General features: G+C 64.5%; 22 protein-coding genes. 12 read left to right on the top strand and 10 right to left on the bottom strand.

Annotated features, from left to right (window positions below; genetic code table 11):
* The first annotated feature begins 3 nt into the window (after window positions 1–3).
* Window positions 4–756: a sulfite exporter TauE/SafE family protein gene (locus HBA54_RS11935; RefSeq protein WP_167224764.1), complete on the top strand. Its 753-nt coding sequence runs from the start codon at window positions 4–6 to the stop codon at window positions 754–756.
* A 3-nt stretch (window positions 757–759) separates the two neighbouring features.
* Here HBA54_RS11935 and HBA54_RS11930 read toward each other — a convergent pair whose 3' ends face one another.
* The 5 genes from HBA54_RS11930 to HBA54_RS11910 form a co-directional block, all read right to left on the bottom strand.
* Window positions 760–1,593 carry a nitroreductase family protein gene (locus HBA54_RS11930; protein WP_167224762.1) on the bottom strand — a complete coding sequence of 278 codons (834 nt, stop codon included), beginning with the start codon at window positions 1,591–1,593 and terminating at the stop codon, window positions 760–762.
* 72 nt (window positions 1,594–1,665) lie between these two features.
* Window positions 1,666–3,210, bottom strand: a complete 1,545-nt coding sequence (locus HBA54_RS11925) for an ABC transporter permease (protein ID WP_167224760.1) — start codon at window positions 3,208–3,210, stop codon at window positions 1,666–1,668.
* Window positions 3,207–4,277 carry a quaternary amine ABC transporter ATP-binding protein gene (locus tag HBA54_RS11920; RefSeq protein WP_167224758.1) on the bottom strand — a complete coding sequence of 357 codons (1,071 nt, stop codon included), beginning with the start codon at window positions 4,275–4,277 and terminating at the stop codon, window positions 3,207–3,209. Before HBA54_RS11920 ends, HBA54_RS11925 begins: the two co-directional genes overlap by 4 nt.
* Window positions 4,278–4,368: 91 nt before the next feature.
* Window positions 4,369–5,331 (bottom strand): ABC transporter substrate-binding protein, encoded by a 963-nt coding sequence (locus HBA54_RS11915; RefSeq protein ID WP_240932644.1) that lies wholly within the window; start codon window positions 5,329–5,331, stop codon window positions 4,369–4,371.
* Window positions 5,332–5,415: 84 nt separating this feature from the next.
* Window positions 5,416–7,761, bottom strand: coding sequence for a DUF1989 domain-containing protein (locus tag HBA54_RS11910; protein ID WP_167224756.1), 2,346 nt, complete (start codon window positions 7,759–7,761; stop codon window positions 5,416–5,418).
* Window positions 7,762–7,915: 154 nt separating this feature from the next.
* Here HBA54_RS11910 and HBA54_RS11905 point away from each other — a divergent pair, with 154 nt between their 5' ends.
* From HBA54_RS11905 to HBA54_RS11870, 8 genes are all read left to right on the top strand, one after another.
* Window positions 7,916–8,947, top strand: coding sequence for a LacI family DNA-binding transcriptional regulator (locus HBA54_RS11905; protein WP_167224754.1), 1,032 nt, complete (start codon window positions 7,916–7,918; stop codon window positions 8,945–8,947).
* The gene (locus tag HBA54_RS11900) at window positions 8,944–10,221 is read left to right on the top strand and encodes an NAD(P)/FAD-dependent oxidoreductase (protein WP_167224752.1); all 1,278 of its coding nucleotides are present in this window, start codon (window positions 8,944–8,946) and stop codon (window positions 10,219–10,221) included. The genes HBA54_RS11905 and HBA54_RS11900 overlap by 4 nt, the downstream gene beginning before the upstream one ends.
* Before the next feature lie 51 nt (window positions 10,222–10,272).
* The gene (locus HBA54_RS11895; protein WP_167224750.1) at window positions 10,273–11,238 is read left to right on the top strand and encodes a 2-hydroxyacid dehydrogenase; all 966 of its coding nucleotides are present in this window, start codon (window positions 10,273–10,275) and stop codon (window positions 11,236–11,238) included.
* Window positions 11,239–11,490: 252 nt separating this feature from the next.
* Window positions 11,491–12,639, top strand: a complete 1,149-nt coding sequence (locus HBA54_RS11890; protein WP_167224748.1) for an ABC transporter substrate-binding protein — start codon at window positions 11,491–11,493, stop codon at window positions 12,637–12,639.
* Between the two features lie 84 nt (window positions 12,640–12,723).
* Window positions 12,724–13,644, top strand: a complete 921-nt coding sequence (locus tag HBA54_RS11885) for a branched-chain amino acid ABC transporter permease (protein ID WP_167224746.1) — start codon at window positions 12,724–12,726, stop codon at window positions 13,642–13,644.
* Window positions 13,645–14,649, top strand: a complete 1,005-nt coding sequence (locus HBA54_RS11880; protein ID WP_167224744.1) for a branched-chain amino acid ABC transporter permease — start codon at window positions 13,645–13,647, stop codon at window positions 14,647–14,649. It abuts the gene before it with no gap.
* Window positions 14,642–15,394 carry an ABC transporter ATP-binding protein gene (locus tag HBA54_RS11875; protein WP_167224742.1) on the top strand — a complete coding sequence of 251 codons (753 nt, stop codon included), beginning with the start codon at window positions 14,642–14,644 and terminating at the stop codon, window positions 15,392–15,394. Before HBA54_RS11880 ends, HBA54_RS11875 begins: the two co-directional genes overlap by 8 nt.
* The gene (locus HBA54_RS11870) at window positions 15,388–16,074 is read left to right on the top strand and encodes an ABC transporter ATP-binding protein (RefSeq protein ID WP_167224740.1); all 687 of its coding nucleotides are present in this window, start codon (window positions 15,388–15,390) and stop codon (window positions 16,072–16,074) included. Before HBA54_RS11875 ends, HBA54_RS11870 begins: the two co-directional genes overlap by 7 nt.
* A gap of 2 nt (window positions 16,075–16,076) precedes the next feature.
* Here HBA54_RS11870 and HBA54_RS11865 read toward each other — a convergent pair whose 3' ends face one another.
* From HBA54_RS11865 to HBA54_RS11850, 4 genes are all read right to left on the bottom strand, one after another.
* Window positions 16,077–17,393 (bottom strand): TRAP transporter large permease, encoded by a 1,317-nt coding sequence (locus HBA54_RS11865; protein ID WP_167224739.1) that lies wholly within the window; start codon window positions 17,391–17,393, stop codon window positions 16,077–16,079.
* 3 nt (window positions 17,394–17,396) lie between these two features.
* Entirely contained in the window at window positions 17,397–17,888 is a 492-nt protein-coding gene (locus HBA54_RS11860) for a TRAP transporter small permease (protein WP_167224738.1), read from the bottom strand.
* Window positions 17,889–17,901: 13 nt separating this feature from the next.
* Window positions 17,902–18,954 (bottom strand): TRAP transporter substrate-binding protein, encoded by a 1,053-nt coding sequence (locus tag HBA54_RS11855; protein ID WP_167224736.1) that lies wholly within the window; start codon window positions 18,952–18,954, stop codon window positions 17,902–17,904.
* Window positions 18,955–19,078: 124 nt separating this feature from the next.
* A complete protein-coding gene (locus HBA54_RS11850; RefSeq protein ID WP_167224734.1) occupies window positions 19,079–19,591 on the bottom strand; it encodes a MarR family winged helix-turn-helix transcriptional regulator in 513 nt (170 codons plus the stop codon).
* 153 nt (window positions 19,592–19,744) lie between these two features.
* On the opposite strand from HBA54_RS11850, the gene hmgA reads away from it, so the two are divergent.
* Window positions 19,745–21,043 (top strand): homogentisate 1,2-dioxygenase, encoded by a 1,299-nt coding sequence (gene hmgA / locus HBA54_RS11845; protein WP_167224732.1) that lies wholly within the window; start codon window positions 19,745–19,747, stop codon window positions 21,041–21,043.
* Between the two features lie 52 nt (window positions 21,044–21,095).
* Window positions 21,096–22,109, top strand: a complete 1,014-nt coding sequence (locus tag HBA54_RS11840) for a fumarylacetoacetate hydrolase family protein (RefSeq protein ID WP_167224730.1) — start codon at window positions 21,096–21,098, stop codon at window positions 22,107–22,109.
* A gap of 17 nt (window positions 22,110–22,126) precedes the next feature.
* Here HBA54_RS11840 and HBA54_RS11835 read toward each other — a convergent pair whose 3' ends face one another.
* Window positions 22,127–24,319: a tetratricopeptide repeat protein gene (locus tag HBA54_RS11835; protein WP_167224728.1), complete on the bottom strand. Its 2,193-nt coding sequence runs from the start codon at window positions 24,317–24,319 to the stop codon at window positions 22,127–22,129.
* Between the two features lie 206 nt (window positions 24,320–24,525).
* On the opposite strand from HBA54_RS11835, the gene HBA54_RS11830 reads away from it, so the two are divergent.
* A complete protein-coding gene (locus tag HBA54_RS11830) occupies window positions 24,526–26,094 on the top strand; it encodes an arylsulfatase (RefSeq protein ID WP_240932643.1) in 1,569 nt (522 codons plus the stop codon).
* Window positions 26,095–26,124 lie beyond the last annotated feature (30 nt).

The raw sequence follows: 26,124 nt of genomic DNA, 5'->3' as shown, positions 1-26,124 counted from the left end.
AGAGTGGTTGAGGCTCTAGACCTCATTGTCTGGTTGGCGGTGCTGGGCATTTTCTTCCTCGGCGGGCTGATCAAGGGTGCCCTCGGCTTCGGGCTGCCGCTGGTCACCATTGCGCTGCTGCCGCTGGTGATCCCGACCGGTCTTGCGCTGGCGGTCAATGTCGTGGTCTTCCCGATCATGAACGTCTTCCAGTTCGTTCAGGCCGGGATGATGCGGGAAACGTTGGGCCGCTTCCCCATGATGCTGCTGGGCATTCTGCTGGGGGTGCCGATGGGCGCGCTGCTGCTCAGCGGGCTTGATGAGGAGCTGTTGATTTTCTGCCTGGGACTCTTCGTCGCGGTCTTCGCGATCTTCAATGGCATCAATCCAAGGCTGCGGATTCCAGAATCCCGGCGGCCGCTGGCCGAAGGATTGTCGGGCGTCGCGGCGGGTATTCTCGGAACCCTGACAAGTACCAACGGCCCGGTCTTCGTTACCTATCTGACCGGCATCGGCGCCGAACGCCGGGTCATGATCTCCGCCCTCGGCCTGTTTTTCCTGTTCTCCGGATTCCTGATCGCCGGATCTTTCTGGTTCATCGGCATCATGAACGGTCCCCGCCTCTTGATGGCGCTGACCTGCACGCTGCCGGCCGGCCTCGGGATGTGGGTCGGCAACCGGCTGGCCGGGCGGCTGCCGGCGGAGAGCTTTCGCAAGCTCATCCTGCTGGTGCTGTTCTGTCTCGGCATCAACATGATGCTGCGCGTTCTGCTTTAAGGTTCAGTCCAGGCGGAAACCTTTGCGGCGCAGGAAAGCGCCGAAGCCTGCTCTTTCCGGTTTCGAGTACTGGCGGGCCTTGTCTTCCGACCAGCCGTAGGCGGTATCCTCACCATAGTCTTCGACGAAGCGTTGCGTCGCATAGCGGCGCAGGGGGTCGTAGTCTGCGATGGCCTTTTCGATTCCCTCCTCGCTGAAGCGGTTCTCATGCAGTGTCACGGATAGGGGCAGGCGTGGGCTGATTTCCGGCGCTGCCGCCGGCCAGCCCACCGCCAGGCCGGCGACGGGAAACACATGCTCCGGCAAGTCCAGAAGGTCGCTGACGGCTTGGGCTTCGTTGCGGATCGCTGATATCGGGCAGCAGCCGAGGCCCAAGGCCTCCGCCGCCATCACAAAGGCGGAGAGGGCGATCCCTCCGTCGACTGCGGCGTTGAAGAAGGCGTCCAGGTGGTCGTTGACGAAGGGACGGCCGCGCAGCGCATGAACCTGACGCTGGCGCCGGTTGTTGCCGCAGAAGACCAGCAGCGCCGGCGCTTCGCCGGTCCAGGGCTGATCGCCGATCAACGCGTTGATCCGCTGCCGCAGCGCCGGCTCCGTGATCAGCACGATATCTCTCTGCTGCAGGTCGCTCTTTGTCGGTGACGACAGGGCGAGGGCGGAGAGAAGACGCAAGAGGGCCGGGGCGACGGGGGCGGACCTGAAGTGCCGGACCGATCCGCGGGCGGCCAGGGCCGTCAATGGCTCCGCCGCTGCGCCGGCAAGGTCGCTGTCGACGGCGCTGCCATCGCAGAAGCGGGCGGCCAGGGCTTCGCCCAGGGCCTGTGTTTTTTCCGTCATGTCCGTTGTTCCCTCGGTTCTGTCGCAGCCGGCGGCAGGGTAAGGCGAACGGGCTGCCTAGGCCAAGGCTTGCTAGGCGCGATTGCCGGCGACGATGCGGTCCAGGATCAAAGCGCAGAACAGAATTGCCAGACCGGCCAGTATGCCCTGGCCTTCGGAGGCGTATTGCAGCGCTTCCAGCACGTCCTCACCCAGGCCCTTGGCGCCGATCAGGGAGGCGACGACGACCATGGCGAGGGAGAGCAGAATGGTCTGGTTCACCCCGGCCATGATGGTGCGCGCGGCCAGCGGCAGGTCGACTTTGAACAGCAGATAGCTGTTGGTCGCGCCGAAGGCCATGGCGGCTTCCCGTGCCGCATGGGGAACCTGCTGCAGGCCCAGCACGGTGAAGCGGATGACCGGCGGGCTGCCGAAGATCAGGGTGGCGACGATAGCCGCCGGCTTGCCGGCGCCGAAGAAGGCGATCACCGGAATCAGATAGACGAAGGAGGGCATGGACTGCATGAAGTCAAGCACAGGCCGTACGAAGGCGTAGACCTTGGGCCGCCGGGCGCAGTAAATCCCCAGGGGGATGCCCAGGGTGATGGAGACCATCGCTGCCGCGCCAAGCAGCGAGATGGTGGTCATGGCCTTCTCCCAGAAGCCCAGCACCCCGAGATAGGCCAGGGCGGCGAGGGTGAAGACGGCGACGCGGGGCCCGGCGGAAAGCCAGGCCAGCATGCCGACGACGAGAATGATCACCGGCCAGGGGGTTCCGACAAAGACGGTTTCCAGGCCGTCGAGCAGTGAGCGCACGGCCAGATTGATGGTGTTGAAAAAGTCAGCGCCGGCGGTTTTGGCCCAACTGAAACCATCCTTGATCCAGTCCCCGACGCCGATGCGCCAGGCCTTGTCGGTCGGAAAGTCCAGCAGGACCGGGACCTGGTCGGGTTGGGCGAAGCGCAGGGCGGAGAGGCCGGCGACCAGGACGAAGACCGCAAGGGCGACGCCCGCGCGCGGCCAGGAAAGGCCGGCGTTAAGGTTCCGATCGGCGCGCCATCGGGTGAAATGGCGTTCCAGCGCCCAGTTGGCGCTGCAGGCCGCGAAGACTTTCGCCGCGATCAGCAGCACCAGACCGAAAACTATGAAAGTCAGGGTGTCGGCTGCCGCCGCCTCAGATTGCTGCAAGGCATTGGCCAAAGCCGTCTCCAGGGACTCCGTCGCGCGTTTCAAGGCGTCAAGACTGCCGGAGTTGTTGCGTGTCGCCTCTTCGATCTGCTGGCGGCGGGTTTCCAGTGTTATGGCGATGCTCTCGGCGCGCTCACGCTGGTCGCGCCCCAGGTCGCCGATCAGGCCGCGGGCCAGTTGGATATAGGCGAAAGTCTCGACGATCAAAAAGGTGAGGAACCAGGACCAGAGGCCGCGGGCGCCAAACCACACCGGGCTCAGCAGGCCGGCCAGGGGGTTGATTGTCAGGCGATAGCCCGGCGCCTCGGTGATGTAGGCAAAGACACGCTGGTAGTAGCCTGCGTTGGCGCCGGCGAAATCTGCGATCAGCGCCGCGAGCTTGCCGCCGGCCGCACTATGATTCGTATTCTGGTTTGCGGACAAGGCCTGTCCCTGGCTCTGATCGTTCATTCTTCGCCCCCCCGGCTGCCTTGAATTGCGCGCATCAGATCGACCCGGTCGACCACGCCGACTTCCGCCCCCGCATCGGTGGTGATGACGATGGGGCCGTCGCGTTCCACCGACAGATCGATCAGGTGATTCAGGTCCGCGTTGTGAGGCGCGCGCGGGGCGCCGTCGGGTATCGGCCCTCTTTCCCTGACATGCTGTTCTATCGGAATCATGATGGAGTGGGCGTAGACGAGCCCCAGTTTCGAAATACCGGCGACGAAATCCGAGACATAGTCGTCGGCCGGGTTCATCACGATATCCTCCGGCGTTCCGGTCTGGACGATGCGGCCGTCCTTCATGATGGCGATGCGGTCGCCGATACGGATCGCCTCGTCCAGGTCATGGGTGATGAAGATCGTGGTCTTGTGCAACTCCGACGCCAGCTCCATGAACTGATCCTGCAGTTGCCGCCGGATCAGCGGGTCGAGGGCCGAGAAGGGCTCGTCCATCAACAGGATCGAAGGGTCGGAGGCGATGGCACGCGCCAGGCCGACGCGCTGCTGCATGCCACCGGAAAGTTCGTGGGCGTATTTGTCTTCCCAGCCGGTCAGGTTGACCATCTCCAAAACCCGGTCGGCTTCCTCCCAGCGCTTGCCTTTGCCGGTGCCCCGGATTTCCAGGGGCATGGCGACGTTGTCCCGCACGGTACGGTGCGGCATCAGCCCGAAGTTCTGGAACACCATGGCGACGCCGCGGTTGCGCAGGTCGCGCAGGGCGGCAGGGCCCATATCCATTACATCCTCGCCCTCGATCAGGATCTTGCCGGCGCTGGGTTCCAACAGGCGGTTGATGTGGCGCACCAGCGTCGATTTCCCGGATCCGGAGAGACCCATGACACAGAAGATTTCTCCCTGGTCGACCGAGAAGCTGGCGTCGGCGACGCCGACGACACAGCCGAACCGCTCCAGCACTTCGGCCTTCTCCAGTCCCTGGTTCTTGATCGCAGCCAGTGCTTCGGTTTCGCGGTCGCCGAAAATCTTCCAGACGTTCTGGATCTCAATGGAGGCCCTTTGGGCTTGGCTGTTCATGATCTGCGCTTCCGGTACGGTTGGGGCAGGGATGTCGCCGGGGGAAGAACGCGGCTGATCTTCCCCCGGCTGTGCCTTGGCGACTGACTTGTCAGTTGATCCCCAGCCAGCGGTCGACGGTGGCGCCATTGGCGGCGACCCACTCTTTCACGACCTCTGCCGGTTCGCGGTCGTTCACCACCACTTCGTAGGTCAACTGGGAAACGGTATCGCTATCCAGGTCGATGGCGCTGAGGAACTCAGCGACGCTTGGCGCGCGTGTCTCCAGCGACTTGGAATGGGCGATCCGGACCGTTTTTACCGCATCGCCGGTGGTGATCTTCGATTTGTCGAACCAGTCGGCATCTTCGTTCGGCTGGACTATCTTGTAGTTCGCTTCTTCATAGGCCGGTTCTTCCAACATGGTGACGTCATAGAGTGCATGGACGTAGTGCGGCTTGTAGCAATAGAAGACCGCGCCCTTTTTTTGCGAGATCAGGTTCTGAAGCTTGGCATAGAAGACGGTCTCATCCTCCGTACCGGGCTCCAGGAAGGTTTCGATGCCGTAGTCCCGTGTTTTAACTTTTTGGATGTTGGTCGAAGCCCAGCCGGAGGCGCCGACCCATACCTCGCCCTTGCCGTCGCCGTCGGAATCGAAAAGTGTTTGGGCGTCGGGCGTACCGAGGTCATAGATCGACTTGATGTTATGCTGCTCTGCGATATAGGTCGGTACGCAGAAGCCGGTGCGCCCCTGGTAGGCCCCCTTGGATAGAGCGACGGTGCCCTTGCCGTCGACATACTCGTCGGTGAGGCTCTGCTGATTCGGCAGCCAGACATCGGGGTGAACGTCGATGTCGCCACGTCCGCCGTCCATGGCGGCGAAAATTACCGCATTGGCGCCGGGCACGAGGTCGGCTTCACCCCCCAGTTTCGTTGTGATCACCTCCTTGATCAGGTTGGCGATGATTTTGGCGCCGGGCCAGGAGGGCTCGCCGATCATGACGGTCTCGGCCTGGGCTGCGCTGCCTCCGGCGACCAGCGCCGCAGTGGCGACGCCAAGCATCCATTTTCTCATTTCCCTACTCCTTCACTTAGGTCTTTCCTGTTGCTTGTATCGAACGATTCTCTTGTCCCTCTGACCTTCTGTCGCTGCGTGTCGTCAGGCGCGGGCGCGCTCACGCTTCGGGTCGACAAAGGGGATTTCGCAGACCCTCGCCGAGAGGCGTTTCATCTGGCCGTCCAGCTGCCCCACCTCCAAGGCCGTGCCCGGTTCCGCGAACTCCACCGCAAGGCGGGCCATGGCGATTGCCCGCTGCAGCGAGGGCGAGCGGGTGGCGCTGGTGACCTGACCGATCTGCCGGCGGCCATGGAACACACCGTCGCCGTGCGCCGGCACTTCGTCGCCATCGAACAGCAGCCCCGTCAGCCGCTTGCTTGGCGCCGTGCCGTTGCGGAGCAGCGCCTCGCTGCCGACGAAACCGGTCTTACCTTTGCTGATCGCAAAACCCAGACCGGCTTCAAGAGCGTCGACACCGGGCAGGAACTCGGCGCCGGCGACCATCAGGCCGGCTTCGATACGCAGTGTCTCCAGGGCTTCCAGGCCCATGGGAAGGATGCCGAAGCCGCGCCCCTTTTCCATCAGCGCGTCCCAGATTTCCAGGGCATGGCGGTGGTCGCAGAATATCTCGTATCCCAGCTCGCCGGTGAAGCCGCTGCGGGTCAGCATGAAGGGCGCGCCGTCCCGGTCGTTCAGGCGGGCGACGGTGAAGCCGAACCATTTCAGGTTATCGAGCGAGGGTTGGGTTGGTTGGGTGAAAACGACCTCCCTGAGCAGGTCGCGGCTGTGCGGGCCCTGAAGGGCCAGGTTGGGCATCGACGACCACAGCGACTTGATCCAGACCTTGTCGCCGCGTGCCCGGGCAAGGTCCTTCAATTGCCGGGCGCTCTCATCCGAGCCGCAGCACCAGCGAAATATCTGCGGCGCCATGCGGAACAAGGTGCCGTCGTCGATCACCGCCCCGGTCTCGTCGCAGAGCAGCGAATAGATTCCGCGATTGAGCGAAAGCTTGGCCACATCGCGGGTCATGGCATGTTGCAGCAGGGCCTCGGCGTCGGGGCCCATGATGTCCAGTTTGCGCAGGGACGACATATCCTGCAGGGTCACCGCAGAGCGGCAGGCCCAGTATTCGTCAAGCGCCCGTGTCGCTTCGTAGCTGGATGGCAGCCAGAGGTCGCGGGCCACCTGAAAGGCGCGCGTCAGCTTGCTTGTCCGGGGATGAAAGGCGGACTCTGCGGTCAAGATTGCCTCCGAATCGGGCGTAGGACGATAGGCAACGGCCCGGCGGATGGGCTGGTCGGGCCGGTAGATGCGGACATGGATGTCTGTCGGGTTCCAGCCGTTGATCGGGTCCACGTCGTCGGGGCAGGCGGTTGAGACGCAGACCAGGTCGCTCAAAGCCTGCATCACCACGTAGTCGCCGGCGCGCGACCAGGCCTCGTCGACGCGAAGCCTGTTGTCATGCTGCGGGATCCAGGAATTGAAGAAGAAATTTATCGCCGGCCAGGCGGAACGGTGGCCGACCCCAAAGGGCTCCAGGGCCTCCGAGATGTTGTCCGAGCAGTTGACATGGCCGGGAAAGCCCCGTTCCTCATAGCCGCGTGCCGTGCAGGCCAGGGCAAAGGTATCGTGCCGCCCGACGGTATCGCGGGTTACCCGCAGCAGGGGGCTCATATCCTGGTCGAAGAACTTGTCGAACAGTCCCGGTGCAGGATAGGCCCCGCCGACCAGTGTGCGGGTGACGGTGGAATCGATATGCCGTTCAAGGCCCCGGTCCAGGGCCGCTGCGCTGAGCGCCGTGAAGTCGGAGCACTGCCGTCCTTCGACATCGATGATCTGGACGTAATCGCCCTTGCGCAGTTCGTAGGCCCGTGCCGTCGCGCGGTCGATGCGCAGTTCCTCACGAAGATCGCCCAATAGCGGCGGTAGGGCCGGGGCGCTGATGCCGGCACGTTGGACCGAAACCTCAAGGGAACCGCCAGCGCCGCCGGCGATAACCCGCTCCAGCAGGCAGGGCAGGGCGATCCAGAGGTCGCAGTCGGCTGAGACCCGCAGGGTCAGACGCGTGCCCGCCGGGCTGTCCTCCTCGAACGGCGTCAGGCAGGTCAACCGCTGTGGGTTGCCGCCCCGGGCGGCAACCCAGGCGGTGAGGGCGCCGGAATCGAAGGCTGCGAGATCAAGAACCTCGGTAGCGAGGCTTGCAAGGCCCAGGGCCGCGAAGGCGGGTTCTCCCCGCCCGTCGACCGCAAACAGGCGGGCGGGCGTGGCGCCTTCCTCGTCGACCAGATCGACCAGGTCGCCTTCCTTCAGGCCGAGGTGCAGGGCTGTACCGGCGCGCAGAAAACGCTGCTCAGAGCCGGTTTTTTCAAGGCTGTCTGCTATCCGATGGCCCGGATAGCGGGCGCCCCTCGATGTTAAGCCCTGGCGTGCAGGCGCATGGATCTGCATCACCAACTCCCTTCCGGTTTTGTTTGTGTAACCGGTTACATTTCAGTAATTCAATTGTAACTTGGGACGAGCGTCAAGTACTTTCGTTCAGGCAGGCGCCGGGCCTTGGTTTGCTGCCCGCTCGGAGACCAAAGGAATCGACCATGGAAACACCGTGACGAAGCAGCGCAGGACAACCGAGAAGAAGCCGGGCGTGCGGACGGTGGCTGCGGCGACCGGCCTTTCGGTGGCCACCGTATCGCGGGTGTTGAATGGCTCGACTTTGGTGCGCGAAGAAACCCGTGCACAGGTGATCGCTTCGATGCGTGAGCTGGACTACGCGCCGAACGCGGCGGCGCGTGCCCTTGCGACCCGTCGTACCCGTACCATCGCCGCGGTGATCCCCACCTTGTCTCATTCGATCTTCGCCCGCTTCCTGAACGCTGTCGAACTGGCTTTGGCGGAGCGTGGTTACGCCCTGGTGATCGCTACGACTGACGGCGATCCCCAGCAGGAAATGGTAAGGGTCGGCGAGGTTTTGAACATGGGGGCGGAGGGGTTGATCCTCTCCGGCGCCACGCATCCGCCGGAACTGCTCCGCCTGATCGAACAGCGCGGCCTGCCGACGGTCTGTACCAGCATCCACGATCCGCGCTACGTGTTGCCGACCATCGGATATGACAATGCCGCCCTGGGGCGGGAGGCTTTGCGATACCTGATCGGGCTGGGGCATCGCCGGGTTGCAGTTGTCCATGGGCCGCTGGAGAACAACGACCGCACGGTGCTGCGGCTGAAGGGCGTCAAGCGCGGCGCGGGGAAAGACTGCGTGTTGGACCTTGTCGAAACCAGCCTGGATTCCGAAGGCGGAGCCTTGAGCACGCGCCGGCTGCTGGAAGGGCCGGAGCGGCCAACGGCTATTCTATGTCTTTCCGACGTACTGGCTCTCGGCGTTCTCTTTGAGGCACGGCGCAGTGGTTTTTCGGTTCCCGCCGACCTGTCGATCATGGGCTTCGACGATCTGGATTGGGCGGCGGTCTGTGAGCCACCGCTGACGACACTGCGCCTGCCGACGGCGCGCATGGGCCGCTGCACCGCCGATGCGCTGGTCGACTATCTGGACAATGACAGCGAACTGCCGCACGTGAAACTGAAGGCCGCCCTCGTTGAACGCGCCTCCACCGCGAAGGCGAATGGCCCTCGGCAATGAACGATGTTCCAACCGACCGCAACCTTTGGCGCAGCACCGCGGGCGACCTTCTTGAGGCGCCGCCGCTGAACGACAGGGTGCAGGCCGATGTGGTCATCGTCGGCGGCGGTTTTACCGGCTGCTCGGCGGCCTTGCATCTGGCGGAAGCCGGCATGACGGTCCGGCTGCTGGAGGCAAAGACCGTCGGCTTCGGCGGCTCGGGCCGCAACGCCGGTCTGGTGAATGCCGGGCTCTGGCTGGAACCGGAGAAGGTCGAGGCTGCGCTGGGCCCGGCACTTGGCGGGCAGCTCAACGAGGCGCTGGCGGCCGGCCCCGACCTGGTTTTCAGCCTTATCGATCGCCTGGGTATCGACTGTGAGGCGGTCCGCAACGGCACGCTGCACTGCGCCCATTCGGCAGCGGCGGTTGCCGGGTTGCGCGAGCGGCTGCGGCAATTCAAGGCCCAGGGTGCTCCGGTCGAGCTGTTGAGCGCGGCGGAGACGGCCAGCCGTACAGGCACGAGTGCCTTTCACGGCGCGCTGTTGGATCGCCGGGCCGGGAGCATCCAGCCCCTGGCTTACTGTCGCGGCCTGGCACGGGCGGCGCTCTCCCGTGGTGCGGTGGTTCACGAAGAAACGCCCGCGCTTCAGGTGACCCGGGAGAAAGACCGCTGGTCTGTCGAGACGCCCGGCGGCTCCGTCACCGCCCCCGCGCTGCTGGTGGCGGTCAACGCCTATGGCAGCCCCGTGGCAGGGGTGCCGGCGCCTGCCTATGCACCGCTGCATTACTTTCAACTCGCCAGCCGGCCTTTGAGCGACAACCTGCGCAAATCCATTCTGCCCGAACGCCAGGGCTGCTGGGATACCGCCACGGTCATGTCGTCCTTTCGCCTGGACGCCGCCGGGCGTCTTCTGATCGGCGCGGTGGGGTCGCTGGAAAGCGTCGGCGGAGCGGTCCACCGCGCCTGGGCCGCGCGCAAGCTGGCGGCGCTGTTTCCGGCTCTCGCCGGCATCGGCCTGGAGCATGCCTGGTTCGGCCGTATTGCCGTGACCGGTGACCACATGCCCAAGGTGGTGAGGCTCGGCGAGCGCGGCGTTTCGGTCTTCGGTTACAGCGGGCGTGGCATCGCCCCGGGCACGGTTTTCGGCAAGGCGGTTGCCGACTATTTCGCCGGGGGTGACGAGACGGTGTTGCCGGGCGGGCTGCTGCCTGATTACCGCGAAAGCCTGGCGGGCGCCAAACAGGCCTACTATGAACTGGGTGCCGCGCTCACCCATGCGGTCGGCAACCGCTGACGGCTGCTGCCGCGTGTTTCCCTTTTCCTACAACATGCAGAGAAAACCGATATGAGCGATAAGCCCCGCCTTTGGATTGCCCGCAAACTTTCAGCCGCGACGGAGGCACGGGCGGCCCGGGACTATGACGTCGTCCTCAACCCTGAAGACAGGCTCTTCAGCCGTGAGGAACTGATCGCCATGAGCGGTGAGGTCGATGCCATCCTGCCCTGCCATTCAGAAGTTTTCTCCGCGGAGGTTACCGGCCAGCTGTCGGATCGCCTGAAGATCATCGCCAACCACTCTGTCGGCGTCGATCACTGCGACCTTGCCGCCCTTAAAGCGCGCGGCATTGTGGTGACCAACACGCCCGATGTGCTGTCCGACGCGACGGCGGAGATCGCCTTTTTGCTGTTGCTCGGTGCCGCCCGGCGCGCGCCCGAGGGCGACCGCATGCTGCGTGCCGGCAATTGGAATTCCTGGAGCCCCAGCTTCATGGTCGGACAGCAGGTGACGGGCAAGCGCCTGGGCATCGTCGGCATGGGCCGGGTCGGGCAGGTGATGGCGCGGCGGGCCCGCGGTTTCGACATGGAGGTTCACTACTACAACCGCAAACGCCTCGCCCCGGAGCTGGAGGCGGGGGCGGTTTTCCATGAGGATCTGGATGACCTGCTGGCGGTATCAGAGTTTCTGTCGCTGCACTGCCCGGCAACGCCTGAAACCACTGGGCTGATGAACCGGGAGCGCTTGGCCAAGTTGCCGGAGGGCGCCATTCTGGTGAACACCGCCCGCGGCGCCCTTGTGGATGAAGAGGCCCTGGTCGAAGCCCTGCAATCCGGGCGGCTGGCGGCGGCGGGTCTCGATGTTTTCCGGACCGAGCCGGGCGGCAACCCCGCCTTTGCCGCCCTCGACAACATTTTCATGCTGCCCCACATCGGCTCGGCGACTCGGGATACCCGCGATGCCATGGGCTTTCGGGCCCTGGACAACCTGGATGCCTTCTTTGCGGGGCGGGAGCCGGGCGACCGGGTCGCTTAGAACCCACTAATAAAGCTGTATTCCAATACCTTAGCGGGTCTATGGCGGAACCGTCCGGAACGCGGTATATCCTTGGTCAAGCAAGATGGGCCTGAAGGCCCGGCAGGCCAGGGGGAGGGGCTTCCTCTACGATGCGGCTGAGATCCCGATGTTCCTGCGATGTCGCAGGGATAGGGGCTCGGCGGTGCCTTTGGCAGCTAGGAAAGCGCGGTCGCCCTTGGGCGGCCACAGGGGAGAACAGGAGGTAAGATAATGAAAAAGGGATTACAACGCTTGGCGCTCGGTACCCTCGGCCTTTTGGCCGGTTTGGGGGCGGCGCAGGCGGAAGATCTGAAAATCGGCATGATCACCACCCTTTCCGGGGGCGGGTCGAGCCTGGGTATCGACGTGCGCGATGGTTTCCTGCTGGCGGTGAAACAGTCGGGCGCCCAGGATGTCGAGGTGATGGTCGAGGACGATGCGCGCAAGCCCGATCTCGCCAAGCAGATCGCCGACAAGTTCATCCAGCGCGATAAAGTGGACATCCTGACCGGCATCATCTGGTCGAACCTGGCCATGGCCGTCGTGCCGTCCACTGTCCGTCAGGACATCTTCTATATCAGCCCCAATGCCGGGCCCTCGGCGCTGGCGGGCAAGGGCTGTCACGAGAATTACTTCAACGTTGCCTGGCAGAACGATAACCTGCATGAGGCGATGGGCGGCTACGTGCAGGCCAACGGCTTCAAGAAGCCCTATATCCTGGCGCCGAACTACCCGGCCGGAAAAGACGCGCTGACTGGTTTCAAGCGCTACTACCAGGGCGACCTTGCCGGGGAAACCTATACCAAGCTGGGGCAGAAAGACTACGCGGCAGAGATCGCCCAGATCCGCGAAGCCAAGCCGGACTCGATCTTCTTCTTCCTGCCCGGCGGCATGGGCATCGCCTTCATGAAACAGTACGCCCAGGCCGGTATCGATGCGCCGGTCTTCGGGCCTGCCTTCTCTTTCGATCAGGGCATTCTGAAAGCGGTCGGCGATGCGGCGCTGGGGGTGAAGAACACCTCGCAGTGGTCGAAGGACATCGACAACCCGGCCAACAAGGCCTTTGTCGCGGCCTTCCAGGCCGAGTATGACCGTCTGCCGTCGCTCTATGCCAGCCAGGGCTATGACGCGGCCAATCTGATTCTGGCGGCCAAGGCCAAGGCCGGCGGCACCGGCGATAAGGCGGCCTTCCGCGCGGCGCTGGAACAGGCCGATTTCGCTTCGGTACGCGGCGCTTTCAAGTTCGCCAGCAACCATCATCCGGTTCAGGACATTTATGTCCGCGAAGTGGTGAAAGAGGGTGATGTGCTGACCAACAAGATCGTCGGCGTTGGGCTGGCCGGTCATGCCAATGCCTATGTCGGCGACTGCAAGATGTAATGCCGTCCGGCAGCATCCTATCGGGGGCCATCTTCGGGTGGCCCCCTTTTCCTTTCTGATAACTCTGTATTTGATCGTCTGACCGTGTCCGTCGCCTTCCTGATCGAACAACTGCTGAATGGTGTGCAGTTCGGCGTGATGCTTTTCCTCATGGCCGCCGGATTGACGCTGGTCTTCGGGGTTATGGGCCTGATCAACCTCGCCCACGGTTCGCTCTTCATGCTCGGCGCGTTTTTCTGCTCCTGGATTGCCGAGATCAGCGGGTCGTTCTGGCTGGGTCTCGGCGGTGGTTTCCTGGCCGCCGCGGCAGCCGGGGCGCTGATCGAGATCGCCGTGATTCGCCGCCTCTACGACCGTGACCATCTGGATCAGGTCCTGGCGACCTTCGCCCTGATCCTGATCTTTTCCGAGGTGGTGCGCTGGGTCTTCGGCGATCAGCCGCTTTATCTGGACATCCCGCCGCTGTTGTCCGGGGCGCTGCCCCTGCCGGGCGGGGGCGGCTATCCGGTCTATCGCATGGCCATCATCTTTGCCGGGCTGGTAACGGCGCTGGGCCTCTACCTGCTGATCGCCAAGACGCGGCTCGGCATGCGTATCCGCGCCGGGGAGTCCGACCGCGAGATGATCGGGGCGCTCGGCGTCGATATCCGTACGCTCTATACCGCCGTCTTCGCCCTCGGTGCCGCCTTGGCCGGTCTTGCCGGCGGCCTGGTCGGCGCGCTGCAGTCGGTGCAGGTCGGCATGGGCGAACCGGTGCTGATCCTGGCCTTCGTAGTTATCGTGATCGGCGGGATCGGCTCGGTGAAAGGGGCGCTCGTGGGCTCGGTTCTCGTCGGGCTTACCGACACCCTGGGCCGCGTCTTCCTGCCCCAGGCCTTCAAGCTGCTGCTGCCGGCTTCGGAAGCGGCCACCGTCGGCTCGGCCCTGGCCTCGGTGGCGATCTACCTGCTGATGGCGGTGGTTCTCGCCTGGCGCCCCAAGGGGCTGTTTCCGGTGAACGCCTAGATGTCCACCGCCGCCATAAGGGCGCTGCCGCGCGAGACCCTGGTGAATGCCGTTCTGGCCTTGGCACTCCTGGCCGCGCCGCTGATTGCCCAGATGCTGGACGAACCCTTCTACGTCTCGCTCGCCACCCGCGTCGCCATCCTGGCGCTGGCCGGGGTCGGCCTCAATCTCGCCCTCGGCTATGGGGGCATGGTCAGCTTCGGTCACGCCGCCTTCTTCGGCCTCGGCGGCTACGTCGCCGGGATCACCGCGCTCCACGCCTTCGAAGGCAGCGACTTCATGACCTGGCCCTGGTCGGTCGGAGGCAGCGACCAACTGCTCGTCGTCTGGTCTGTCGCGGCGGTGGTCGTGGCCCTGGTTGCCCTGGCCATCGGCGCGATCTCGCTGCGTACCTCCGGTGTCTACTTCATCATGATCACCCTGGCCTTTGCCCAGATGATCTACTACCTGGCGATCTCGCTGCCGACCTACGGCGGTGAGGACGGGTTGTCGATTTATCTGCGCAACCAGTTGCCGCTGGGCGACAGCAACGATCCGCTGACGTTCTTCTTCGTCTGCTATGGGCTGCTGCTGGCGGCGCTCTTCCTGTCCGCGCGTCTGGTTGCCGCGCCCTTCGGCGTCGCGCTGCAATGCGCCCGCATGAACGAAACGCGTCTTGCGACATCGGGCATCGCGCCATTCCCGGTGAAGCTGACGGCCTTTGTCATCTCCGCCGTCATCACCGGTATCGCCGGCGCGCTCTTTGCTGACCTGAACGGCTTCGTCGGTCCCTCCATGCTGTCCTGGCACCGTTCCGGCGAGATCATGATCTTCGTCATTCTGGGCGGGGTCGGTCGGCTCTTTGCCCCTCTGGCCGGCGCCGCGCTGTTCATCCTCCTGGAAAGCCTGATCGGCGGCATGACCGACCGCTGGCAGTTGTTCCTGGGGATCATGCTGCTGGCCGTCGTGCTCTTCGCGCGCGGCGGCCTGATCGGTCTTCTGGCCGGCAAGGTGCGTCATGACTGAGGCTCTGCTGGAACTGAAAGGGCTGAGCAAAGCCTTTGGCGCGCTGAAGGCCAGCGACGCGGTCGATCTGACCCTCATGCCCGGCGAGATTCATGCCCTGATCGGGCCGAACGGGGCCGGCAAGTCCACCCTGATCGCCCAGGTCGCGGGCTGGCTGCACTCCGATGCCGGCGAGGTTCACCTGCTTGGCCGGAACGTTTCCCATTGGTCGGTCGCCGCGCGGGCGGGCCTGGGCCTGGGCCGCAGTTTTCAGGTCTCCTCCCTGGCTTCGGAGTTCTCGGCCCTCGGTAACGTCCTGCTGGCGCTTCAGGCGCGCGAGGGCGGCGCTTTCCGGTTCTGGTCGCCGCTGCGTGGGAATGCGCGGTTGCGTGACGAAGCCATGGCGGTGCTGGCGCGGGTCGGTTTGGAAGACCGCGCCGAACTGCCGGTCGCTTCCCTGTCCCATGGCGAGCGCCGTTTGTTGGAAGTGGCGTTGGCCCTGGCGATTCAGCCCAAGCTGCTGCTGCTCGACGAACCCATGGCCGGCCTCGGGCCGGAAGGCACCCGCAATCTGACGGCCTTTTTACGAGGTTTGAAAGAGGAAGCGGCGATTTTGCTGGTCGAACACGACATGGATGCGGTTTTTGCGCTGGCCGACCGCATCTCCGTGCTGGTCTACGGCCGGGTGATCGCTTCCGGACCGCCCGAGGAAATCCGTCAGTCCGCCGCGGTGCGCGAAGCCTACCTGGGGGACTCCCTATGCTAGAGCTGCAGGCTGTCCAAACCTTCTATGGCTCCTCCCAGGCGCTCTTCGGGGTCGACCTGGCGCTGGCGGAGGGGGAGATGCTGGCGCTGCTCGGCCGCAACGGCATGGGCAAGACCACGACCATCCGCAGCATCTGCGGCCTGACCCCGGCGCGCGCCGGGACGCTCAGGTTTATGGGCCGGGATCTGCGCGATCTTCCGGCTTTCCGCATCGCGCGGCTGGGCCTGGGTCTGGTGCCGGAGGGGCGGCGCTGCTTTCCCAACCTTACGGTGCGTGAGAACCTGCTGGCGACGGCGCGCGGCAAGGGCTGGGACCTCACTTCCGTGGCCAAGCTTTTTCCGCGCCTCGAGGAACGCGCCGAGCAGTCGGCTCGCACCCTCTCCGGCGGCGAACAGCAGATGCTGGCCATTGCCAGGGCCTTGATGACCAATCCGCGCCTGTTGATCCTCGACGAGGCGACAGAGGGCCTGGCGCCGGTGATCCGTCAGGAGATCTGGGCAGCGATCCGCGATGTGAAGGGCGGGGGGCAATCCATCCTTGTGGTCGACAAGAATCTGAAGGACCTGTTGCCGCTCTCCGACGCCTGCGTGATCCTGGAGAAGGGCAGCACGGTCTGGCAGGGCAGGCCCGCAGATCTGGCGGCCGATGCCGAACTGCAGGACCGTTATCTCGGCGTCTGAATCTACATCGCGCCGACCAGCCACAGCGAGAGGCCGGGAACGGCGACGATCAGCGCGAGGCGCAGAATGTCGACGATCCAGAAGGGCGTGACCCCCAGGAAGATGGTCTTCAACGGCACATCGCGCAGGACGGCGCGCAGAACGAAGACATTCAGGCCCACCGGCGGGGTGATCAGGCTGATCTCGGTCACCACCACCACCAGGATGGCGAACCAGATGAGGGCCGCTTCCGGGTCGGCCAGCATCTCGATACCGAAGTCCAGTTCGTACATCAGCGGGTAGAAGATCGGTACGGTGAGCAGGATCATCGAGAGACTCTCAAGCACGCAGCCGAGGATCAGGTAGATGACGATGATGGCGGCAATCACCACAAAGGCATGGACGTCGAGATCGGTGATCCAGGCGGCCAGGCCATCGGGCAGGCCGGCGAAGTTGATGAAGTTGGTGAAGATCTCGGCGCCGATGATAATGGCGAAGATCATCGCCGTGGTGCGGGCGCTTTCCAGCACTGCCTGGTAGAGATCCCGCCGGGTCATTCCGCCGAGGCCGAAGGACAGCAGCAAGGCGGCCCCGGCGCCCATGCCGGCGGCCTCGGTCGGGGTGAAGAAGCCGCCGTAGATGCCGCCCATGATGAAGGCGAAGAGCGCCAGCATGCCGATGACGCCCAGGCGTTCGCGCTGCGTCATGGCTTCGCGCCGTGTTGCTTTCGGCGCCAGTTGCGGATAGAGCCGGACCGTCACCCAGACCGCGAGGAGATAGAGCCCGATGCCCAGCAGGCCGGGCAGGATGCCGGCGATGAACAGCTTGCCGATGTCGGTTTCGGTGAGCAGGCCGTAGATGATCAGGATGACGCTGGGCGGGATCAGGATGCCCAGGGTGCCGCCGGCGGCAATCGATCCCGCGGCCAGGCTGTCGGCGTAGCCGTAGCGGCGCATGGAGGGCATGGCCACTTTCGACATGGTGGCCGCCGTGGCGAGGGAGGAGCCGGAGACGGCGCTGAAACCGCCGCAGGCCAGGATGGAGGCCATGGCGAGGCCGCCGGGCGCCCGCCCGATCAGGCGGTCGGCTGCCGCAAAGAGGCCGTGGGAGATACCGGAACGCGACAGCAGGTTGCCCATGAAGATGAACAGCGGCACCACGGAAAGGGTGTAGGAAAGCCCGCTGTCGAAGGCGACCTGACCCACCATCGACCAACTCGCATGCCAGTCGCGCAGCAGGGCGAAACCGACCATGCCGACCAGCGCCATGGCAAAGGCGATGGGCACGCGCAGGAAAATCAGCGTAAGCAGCACGGCAAAGCCGAGCAGGGATTCAAGCATGCGTCAGGCCTTGTCGGCCGGCAGGGCGCCGCGCAGCAGCGCGATCAGGCCGGAGGCGGCGCAGGACAAGGCTGCCAGCCAGGCGACGGGTGCCAGCGGCAGGGCAAGGGAGTTGGTCACCGCGCCATCTTCGGAGAGGCGCAGGCCCTGTAGTGCCAGGCGCCAGGCAAGGATGAAAAGCACCACCCCGGCGACCACCGCCGCGAGCCATCGCATCGCCCGTTGCAGCCGGGGCCCGGAAAGCCCCGCCAGCAGGTCGACCTCGACATGTTGCCCGGCGCCGGTGGTAAGCGGCAGGGCGGCGAAGATCAGCGCGGCGAGCAGCAGTTCGGTCAGCTCGAAGGCGCCGTTCACCGGCGCGTTGAACCAGTAGCGGGTGACCACGTCGACGCAGGTCAGGCCGATCAGGCCGAACAGCAGCAGTCCGCAGAGCAGGCCGAGCGCCGCTGTGAGGCGGCTTTGGCGGTTGGGCTCCTGATCGTGATGCGAGGCCAAGTCCGCAACCGCGTCAGTAAGCGACGCCGGTCATGCTGCGAAAGGCGGTGAGGGCGGCCTTGCCGTCGAAACCCTGGGCGGCAACCGCCTCGGCCCAGGCGCCCTCGCGCTTCTCGGCAACCGCCTTGATCGCCGCGATCACTTCCGCCGGTGCGTCATAGACCTCAACCCCGGTGGTGGCGACGAACTCGGCGCCGCTGGTGTCGGCCTTGTCCCAGACGCCGCCGGCCAGGGCGGCAAAGGCGCTGCCGGAGACTCCCTCGATCGCGGCCTTGTCGGCGTCGGAAAGGGCGTCCCACTTCGCCTGGTTCATGACCAGGAACCAGGAGGTGTTGTAGATCCCGCCCGGCACGCGCATGGAGTATTTCAGATGATCGGTCAGCTTGAAGGCCTTCAGTGCCTCCATCGGGAAGGTGACACCGTCGATCACCCCGCGGGAGAGCTTCTCGAAAACCTGACCCGGCCCCATGAACTGGGTGGTGATACCGAGGTCCCCGGCGAGGCCGGCGACATAGCCGCCGGGGGTGCGGATTTTCAGGCCGTCGAAGTCGGCCGCTGCGGCGATCTTGCGCTGGTTGTTGTGGAACATGCCGGGTCCGTGGACAAAGAGGCCGAGCAATTTCACGCCCTGATGTTCCTCCTGGGCCTTCAGGGTATCGCCATAGATCTGCCAGTAGGCGGCGGAGGCATCGGTTGCGTTGTCGCCGAGGAAGGAGAACTGACCGATGCGCGAACGCAGAAAGCGGTCGTCCTTGGTGAAGGAATGCAGGCCGTAGGTGATATCGGCGACCCCGTCCTTGGCCATGTCGTAATGCGCGGGCGGCGGGCCCAGGGGTTTGGCCAGTACCCGGACCTTCACGCGACCCTCTGTCACTTCCTCCACCTGCTTGGCCCAGGGGCGCATCACGCCGGTGACGACGGGATGCTTGGGCGGCAGCCAGGACGACAGCGCCAGTGTGGTCTCTGCGCTTGCGGGCAGAGGGCCGGCAAGGGCGCCGGTCAGCAGCAGCGCCGCCCCGCTGGCCAGGGTGATGAAAGTCTGCCTTGAGAACATCGTCGCGGTCATGCGGCCCCCCTGAATTTCGGATCACCATGGCTTTCGGCGGTGCCGGGCCAGTTGTTATTCTTGGCGCAGAGCTTGGATTTCGTTTTTGTAACCTTCAAGCCATGGCGCGACGTAGCGGCGGCGGTCAGGCGACTCTTCGCCGCCGATCCCGGAGGTCATCTTCGCCCGGTGTTTCATTCTCGCTGCGCTGCGAGAGCAGGGAGGTCTTGCGGTCGATCCCCAGCGCCCGCTCCAGGGCCACGAGCCCCTTGGCCAGGGCTTCCTGATCTTCCGGGTCGAGTTTGCGGATCATTGCGTCTTCGAAGGCCAGCATCTTGGGCGCCAGCTTGGCGTAGGCGCTGCGCCCGGCGGCGGAAAGCGACAGGTGCTCGATCCGGCGGTCCTGTTCGTTGGTGTGGCGCACCAGCCAGCGGCGGCGCTGCAGCGCTGCGACCGCGCGGCTTACTTTCGTCTTGTGCATGGCCGAGTGTTCACCGATCTCCGTCGCCGTGGCGGCGCCGAACTGACCCAGGGTGGCCAGGGTGCGCCACTCCGGTACCGTCAGGTTGAAGTCGTTGCGGTAGATCGCTGAGAATTGACGGCTGGCGATTGCCGCTGCACGGTTCAGCCGGTAAGGCAGAAACGATTCGAGTTTCATTCTTGGTTCCCAGTTCCCAGTTCGGCTGGCCAGCGCCGCTCAGGCGGTCTTTTGCAGGCCTTGCTTGATAGTTACGTTTGCAACTATCACAAAGGGGCCGGGGATCGCAAGGGTCCTGCGTTAAGGTGCTGTAGGATGAAGAAGGAGTGTTTCATGGCGCTGAGCTATCTCTCGGGCTTTGGCAACGAGTTCCAGACAGAGGCTCTGCCCGGCGCCCTGCCGGTCGGCCAGAACTCGCCGCAGCGCTGCCCCTACGGCCTCTATGCGGAGCAATTGAGCGGCACGGCTTTCACCGCGCCGCGCGCCGACAATGCGCGTTCCTGGCTCTACCGCATCCGGCCGTCGGTGAAGCACCAGGGCCGCTTCAGCCGGATCGACCTGCCCCTGTGGCGCTCCGCGCCGACCCCGATGGTGGAGGGCCTGGCGCTCGGCCCGCTGCGCTGGGGCCCACCGCCGATGCCTTCCGAGGCGCTGACCTTCGTCACCGGCATGCGGACCATCACCACGGCCGGCGATGCCCGGGTGCAGAGCGGGATGGCGGCCCATCTCTACTTCGTCACGCAGTCGATGGCGCAGGACTATTTCTACAACGCCGACGGCGAGCTGCTGGTGGTGCCGCAGCAAGGATCCCTGCGGTTTGCCACCGAACTGGGCGTTCTGGAGGTCGCGCCGGGTGATATCTGCGTTCTGCCGCGCGGGATGAAGTTTCGGGTGGAACTCATTGATAAATCAGCCAGAGGCTATGTCTGCGAGAACTACGGGGCCGCTTTCAATCTGCCCGACCTCGGTCCCATCGGGGCGAACGGTCTGGCCAACGCGCGGGACTTCCAGACCCCGGCGGCGGCCTTCGAAGATCGCGCAGAGGAGGCGCGCCTGACGGTGAAGTGGGGCGGCGCCTTTCATGCCTGCGACATCGGCCAGTCGCCCCTCGACGTGGTCGCCTGGCATGGTAACTACGCGCCCTATAAGTATGACCTGAAACGATTTTCTCCCGTTAACGCGGTACTCTTCGACCATCCGGACCCGTCGATCTTCACGGTCCTCACCGCGCCCTCCGATACCCCCGGCACCGCCAATGTGGACTTCGCCATTTTCCCGGAACGCTGGATGGTGGCGGAGGGGACCTTCCGCCCGCCCTGGTACCACATGAACGTCATGTCGGAATTCATGGGGCTGATCTATGGCATCTATGACGCCAAGCCGGACGGCTTTCAGCCGGGCGGCATGAGCCTCCACAACGCCATGCTGCCCCACGGCCCCGATCAGGCGGCTTTTGATCAAGCCAGCCGGGAAGCGCTGCAGCCGATGAAACAGAGCGGCACCTTGGCTTTCATGTTCGAAACGAGATTTCCTCAGCAGGTCACGGATTTCGCGGCCAAACTTGAGACTCTGGACAAAGATTATGTCGACTGCTGGTCGGGCCTGGAGAAGCTCTTCGACGGGACGCCGTGACGGCCGCGAGTGCGGTGGATAACAGTTGTGAGAAACGGGGACGGACGGGGTTATGAAATTCGCGAGCTTGAAGGACGGCAGCCGCGACGGCCGCTTGCTGATCGTGTCCCGGGACCTCAGCCGCGCGGTGGAGGCGGAAACAGCGGCCACGTTGCAGGCCGCCTTGGACGACTGGGCGCAGTCGCTCCCCGGCCTGCAGGGGGAGGCTGAGGCCCTGGAAGCCGGAGAGCGTGCTGACGGTTTTGCCTTTGACCCGACGCTCTGCCACTCGCCGCTGCCACGGGCCTATCAGTGGGCCGACGGCTCGGCCTATGTGAACCACGTGGCGCTGGTCCGCCAGGCCCGCGGGGCGGAGATGCCGGAAAGCTTCTGGACCGATCCGCTGATGTACCAGGGCGGTTCCGACTCCTTCCTGGGACCCTGCGATCCCATTCCCTTCGTCGATCCGGCCTGGGGGTTGGATCTGGAGGCGGAGGTAGCGGTGGTTGTCGATGATGTCCCGCCCGGTGCCTCCCTCGATCAGGCGGCGGCGGCGATCCGGCTGATCATGCTGGTCAACGACGTCAGCCTGCGCGGCCTGATCCCTGGCGAACTGGCCAAGGGCTTCGGCTTCTTCCAGGCCAAACCCTCCTCGGCCTTTTCACCCGTCGCCGTGACACCGGAGGAACTGGGCGAGGCCTGGGACGGCGCGAAGCTCAGCCTGCCGCTTCTGGTGCAGATGAACGGCCAGCCTTTCGGCAAGGCCGAGGCGGGGGAGGACATGACCTTCGACTTTCCCCAGCTGATTGCCCATGCCGCCAGGTCGCGGCCCTTGGCTGCCGGAACCATCATCGGTTCCGGCACGGTTTCCAACCGCGATGCTTCGGGTGGCCCCGGCAAGCCGATCGCCGACGGCGGCCGTGGCTACTCCTGCATCGCCGAGGTCCGCATGGTGGAAACCATCCTGAATGGCGAAGCGAAGACGGGTTTTCTGAAAGAGGGCGACAGCGTCAGCATTGAGATGCTGGATGCAGAAGGAAAGTCGATCTTCGGCGCCATCGAGCAGCGGGTTGCAAAGCCTCGATAGCGAAAGGTGCAAGGCGGCTAAGGCGAACGGCGTCGCCCGATTTCGTCCACAAGGGCTGGTCCTTCGAGGCGTTGCGGATGGAGGCGGCGGAGCTGGCGGGCGATTTCCGATGCTTCGCCGGTCCGGCCCTGTTCGACCAGAAGAAAACCGAGGCCATAGAGCATCTCGGGATCGTCGGGCGCGAGGGAGAGCGCCTCGCGCATGCGTTTTTCAGCGGCCTGGGGCTGGTTCGACCGGGAAAGGGCCAGGGCAAGGTTGTAGCGCAGGCGTGCATCGCCGGGTCGGAGATCCGCCGCTGTCTTCAGTTCGCTAATGCCTTCTGCCAGAGCGCCGCGTTCGATCTGCAGCAGCCCGAGGGCGGCGTGCAGACGACCGGAGTCGGGGAGGGCGGTCAGCCCGCTGCGGAAGGTTTCGACCGCGGCGGCGCCGCGAGACCGGCTGTGCTGCAGTTCGCCAAGGCGTAGCCAGGCATCTTCGAAATGGCCGTTGAGCGCAAGGGCCCGCTTCACCGCCGCTTCGGCCGCCTGGGGGTAGCCGGTGCGCAGGGCAAGCGCTGCCAGGTTCATCTGGGTTTCCGGCAGGTCGGCGCTGGCCAGCAGGCTGGTGCGGTACTCCGCCGCTGCCTTTTCGAAGGGCAGCACGGCCTGGGCGGGAAAAGCCAGGTCGGGGACGTCGATCAGAAGGCGCGCTGCCGCGATCCGCACCGCGCGGATGGGATCTTCAAGAAGGGGAGCAAGACGGTCGATCCTCCGCTCGCCTGCGGCGCTTTCCTGAAGCAGGGCGGCACCGCGCCGCAGGAGCGGTGCCTTGTGACTCAACAAGGCCGCCGCCGCTTCGGCAGGGGACGGGCCGTAGCCGCGTAGAAGGTCGAGCGCAGTCGCCCTTGCGATCACCGGCTGGGCTTCGTCCAAAGCCAGAGACAGAAGGGTGCTTTCCGCCCCGCCTTCGCTGCGGCGTCCTGCCGCCAAGGCTTTGCCGAAATGCGGCTCACCGCTGCGCCCGGTCGGGAAGCGGCGTTCCAGTTCCGCGGCGGCCCAGGCTGGATCTTTGTCCATATGACAGTCGGTACAGGTATTGGGCGTACCCAAGGCTGCGGAAAGGTCGGGCCGGGGCACGCGGAAACTGTGATCACGGCGCGGATCGACGATCATGTAGGTGCGCTCGGCCATGTGGCAGTTCACGCAGGCGGCTCCGTCGCTGCCGGCTTCATGGAAGTGATGATCAGGGGAGTCGTAGAGCGCGTTCCTGAGGCTCGGAAAGGCATCGTTGCCGGTGGGGCTGTGACAGGCCGTGCAGAGCGCATTGCCCTCGGCCTTCAGCCGTGCCGTGTGGGGGGCGTGGCAGTTGCTGCAGGTAACGCCCTTGGCATACATGCGGCTCTGCAGGAAGGAGCCGTAGACATAGACTTCGTCGAGGATCTGGCCGTCGGCATGATAGAGCCCCTCGCGCAGCAGGGCCGGGACGAAGTGATCGAGGAAGGGCGCGCCCGCCGGCCGGCTTTCCGCGCCCAGTGCCTGACGGCGGGCATGACAGGCGGCGCAGACTTCGATCTCATTGCCGGGTTTGGCGGTGAAACCCCGCCCGGTTGTGTCGTCCGGTTTCTGCGCCCAGGCAACATGGGCTTCGCCGGGGCCGTGACAGGACTCGCAACCGACGTTCAGGTCGCTCCAACGGCTGTCGAAGGTGCCGCCGCGCGGATCCAGGCCTTTGATGTAGCCGGTTGAATGGCAGTCGGCGCAGCGGCTGTTCCAGTTGTTGAAGGTCCGGGTCCAATGCAGGCCGTCGCCCTCTGCGACCTTCGGGCCGGGATAGAGATGGAACCAGCGCTCTGCCTGAACATCCCAGGCGACCGTCAGGGCCTGCAGGCGGCCGCCGTCCAGCATCACCAGATACTGCTGCAGAGGCGCGACGCCGACGCTGTAGAGTACTTTGTGCTCGACCCAGGTGCCGTCATCGCCGTGGGACTCGGCGATGAAGTTGTCGCCACGCCGGGAGAATCGCCAGACCTCGCCCTGTTGTTCGAAGCTGCCGCCGTTGAAGTCGCCGAGCACCGTTTTTTCCGTTGCTTCCTTCAGTGCCCAGTCGTGATGGGAGTCTTGCCACTCGGCATGTTCCTCAACGTGACAGCCGGCACAGACGGCCGTCGTCACATAGCCCGGCGCGTTTGCCGCTGGCGGATTGTTTTGCGCGGCAGTGTTGGATGATGGCATCGCCAGCCACGCCCATAAGGAGAAGATGATGAAAGACAGGCCCGCCAGCGGCACGGTCAGCCAGGGTCTTTTTTCAGGGTTTTCTAATGGTCGCGCCACAAAAGGATCACTTCTTTAGGTAGAAATATTTCCTAGTGACTGTAGCCTTATTGATCAGATTGTCCTACGCTTCGGATAAGCAAAAACGAAAAGTGTGGAGTTACGAGATGCTGATGCAGATCCCGCACCGCCGTTCCACGGCCTTCTTCGCCGCCGCTTCGGCACTTTTCATCGTCGGTTCCGCTCTGCCGGCCCAGGCCCAGAGCGACAAGCCGAACATCGTCGTAATTTGGGGCGACGACATCGGCATCACCAACGTCAGCGCCTACGGTTTCGGTGTCGTCGGCTACCGCACGCCGAACATCGACCGCATTGCGGCCGAAGGGATGATGTTCACGGACTACTATGGGGAACAGTCCTGCACGGCGGGGCGCTCTTCCTTCATCACGGGTCAAAGCGTTTACAGAACCGGTCTTTCGAAAGTCGGCTTGCCCGGCGCCGCGCTCGGCATGCAGGTGGAAGACCCGACCATTGCCGGGCTCTTGAAGGCGCAGGGTTATGTGACGGGGCAGTTCGGCAAGAACCACCTGGGCGACCAGAACAAACACCTGCCCACCAATCACGGCTTCGACGAGTTCTTCGGCAACCTCTATCATCTGAATGCAGAAGAAGAGCCGGAAAACGAGGATTATCCCAAGGATCCGCGCTTCCGGGAGCGCTTCGGCCCACGGGGCGTGATCAAGTCCTTTGCTGAGGGTGCGATCGAGGATACTGGCCCGCTGACCAAGAAGCGCATGGAGACCGTCGACGATGAGACCGTGGCCGGCGCCCTCGACTTCATGGAGCGTCAGGCTGAGACGGATGCGCCCTTTTTCCTCTGGTGGAATGGCACCCGCATGCACTTCCGCACCCATGTGAAGGAAGAACTGCGTGGCATCTCCGGCCAGGACGAATATGCCGACGGGATGGTCGAGCATGACCGCCATGTCGGGCAGCTGCTGGACAAAATCGACGAGTTGGGGATCGCCGACAACACCATCGTCTTCTATTCCACTGACAACGGGCCGCACATGAACACCTGGCCCGACGCCGCTATGACGCCCTTCAGAGGCGAAAAGAATACGAACTGGGAAGGCGGCTGGCGCGTGCCTGCCATGGTGCGTTGGCCCGGGCGTATCGAGCCGGGACAGGTCTCCAACGACATCATGCATCACATGGACTGGCTGCCGACCTTTTTGGCGGCGGCTGGCGCACCCAACATCAAGCAGCAGCTTCTCGACGGTGACGTTGAGGCCATCGGGCGACGCTACCGGACCCACCTCGATGGTTACAACTTCCTGCCTTATCTGACCGGCGAGAATGAAGAGTCACCGCGCAACGAGGTGTTCTACTTCTCTGACGATGGCGATCTGACGGCGCTGCGGTTTCAGGATTGGAAGCTCATTTTCATGGAGCAGCGGGTGGAAGCGACGCTGCAGGCTTGGCAGGAGCCCTTCATACCACTGCGTTTCCCGTTGCTCTTCAATCTTCGGCGCGATCCCTATGAGCGATCCCAGGTCACCTCCAACACCTACTACGATTGGGTCATAGATCGTGTTTATCTGATGATCCCCGCGCAGGTCTATGTCGGCAACTTCCTCTCGACCTTCCAGGAGTTTCCGCCCCGGCAGAAAGCCGCCAGCTTCAGTATCGATCAGGTGATGGAAAAGCTGCAGGCGGGAGCGGGATCGCAATAGGGCCGAATGCTTGGCAACCGGAAGAACATC

This window comes from Pelagibius litoralis (assembly GCF_011683915.1).
Lineage (GTDB): Bacteria > Pseudomonadota > Alphaproteobacteria > Kiloniellales > Kiloniellaceae > Pelagibius > Pelagibius litoralis.
This window is presented reverse-complemented; position numbering and strand designations above follow the sequence as displayed.

Excerpts from the sequence above, each read along its gene's own strand:
- HBA54_RS11890 (WP_167224748.1), top strand. The coding sequence starts at position 11,491 with ATGAAAAAGGGATTACAACGCTTGGCGCTCGGTACCCTCGGCCTTTTG.
- HBA54_RS11870 (WP_167224740.1), top strand. The coding sequence starts at position 15,388 with ATGCTAGAGCTGCAGGCTGTCCAAACCTTCTATGGCTCCTCCCAGGCG.
- HBA54_RS11925 (WP_167224760.1), bottom strand. The coding sequence starts at position 3,210 with ATGAACGATCAGAGCCAGGGACAGGCCTTGTCCGCAAACCAGAATACG.
- hmgA (WP_167224732.1), top strand. The coding sequence starts at position 19,745 with ATGGCGCTGAGCTATCTCTCGGGCTTTGGCAACGAGTTCCAGACAGAG.
- HBA54_RS11855 (WP_167224736.1), bottom strand. The coding sequence starts at position 18,954 with ATGACCGCGACGATGTTCTCAAGGCAGACTTTCATCACCCTGGCCAGC.
- HBA54_RS11920 (WP_167224758.1), bottom strand. The coding sequence starts at position 4,277 with ATGAACAGCCAAGCCCAAAGGGCCTCCATTGAGATCCAGAACGTCTGG.
- HBA54_RS11835 (WP_167224728.1), bottom strand. The coding sequence starts at position 24,319 with ATGCCATCATCCAACACTGCCGCGCAAAACAATCCGCCAGCGGCAAAC.
- HBA54_RS11875 (WP_167224742.1), top strand. The coding sequence starts at position 14,642 with ATGACTGAGGCTCTGCTGGAACTGAAAGGGCTGAGCAAAGCCTTTGGC.
- HBA54_RS11930 (WP_167224762.1), bottom strand. The coding sequence starts at position 1,593 with ATGACGGAAAAAACACAGGCCCTGGGCGAAGCCCTGGCCGCCCGCTTC.
- HBA54_RS11895 (WP_167224750.1), top strand. The coding sequence starts at position 10,273 with ATGAGCGATAAGCCCCGCCTTTGGATTGCCCGCAAACTTTCAGCCGCG.
- HBA54_RS11850 (WP_167224734.1), bottom strand. The coding sequence starts at position 19,591 with ATGAAACTCGAATCGTTTCTGCCTTACCGGCTGAACCGTGCAGCGGCA.
- HBA54_RS11915 (WP_240932644.1), bottom strand. The coding sequence starts at position 5,331 with ATGAGAAAATGGATGCTTGGCGTCGCCACTGCGGCGCTGGTCGCCGGA.
- HBA54_RS11900 (WP_167224752.1), top strand. The coding sequence starts at position 8,944 with ATGAACGATGTTCCAACCGACCGCAACCTTTGGCGCAGCACCGCGGGC.
- HBA54_RS11880 (WP_167224744.1), top strand. The coding sequence starts at position 13,645 with ATGTCCACCGCCGCCATAAGGGCGCTGCCGCGCGAGACCCTGGTGAAT.
- HBA54_RS11830 (WP_240932643.1), top strand. The coding sequence starts at position 24,526 with ATGCTGATGCAGATCCCGCACCGCCGTTCCACGGCCTTCTTCGCCGCC.
- HBA54_RS11910 (WP_167224756.1), bottom strand. The coding sequence starts at position 7,761 with ATGCAGATCCATGCGCCTGCACGCCAGGGCTTAACATCGAGGGGCGCC.
- HBA54_RS11865 (WP_167224739.1), bottom strand. The coding sequence starts at position 17,393 with ATGCTTGAATCCCTGCTCGGCTTTGCCGTGCTGCTTACGCTGATTTTC.
- HBA54_RS11840 (WP_167224730.1), top strand. The coding sequence starts at position 21,096 with ATGAAATTCGCGAGCTTGAAGGACGGCAGCCGCGACGGCCGCTTGCTG.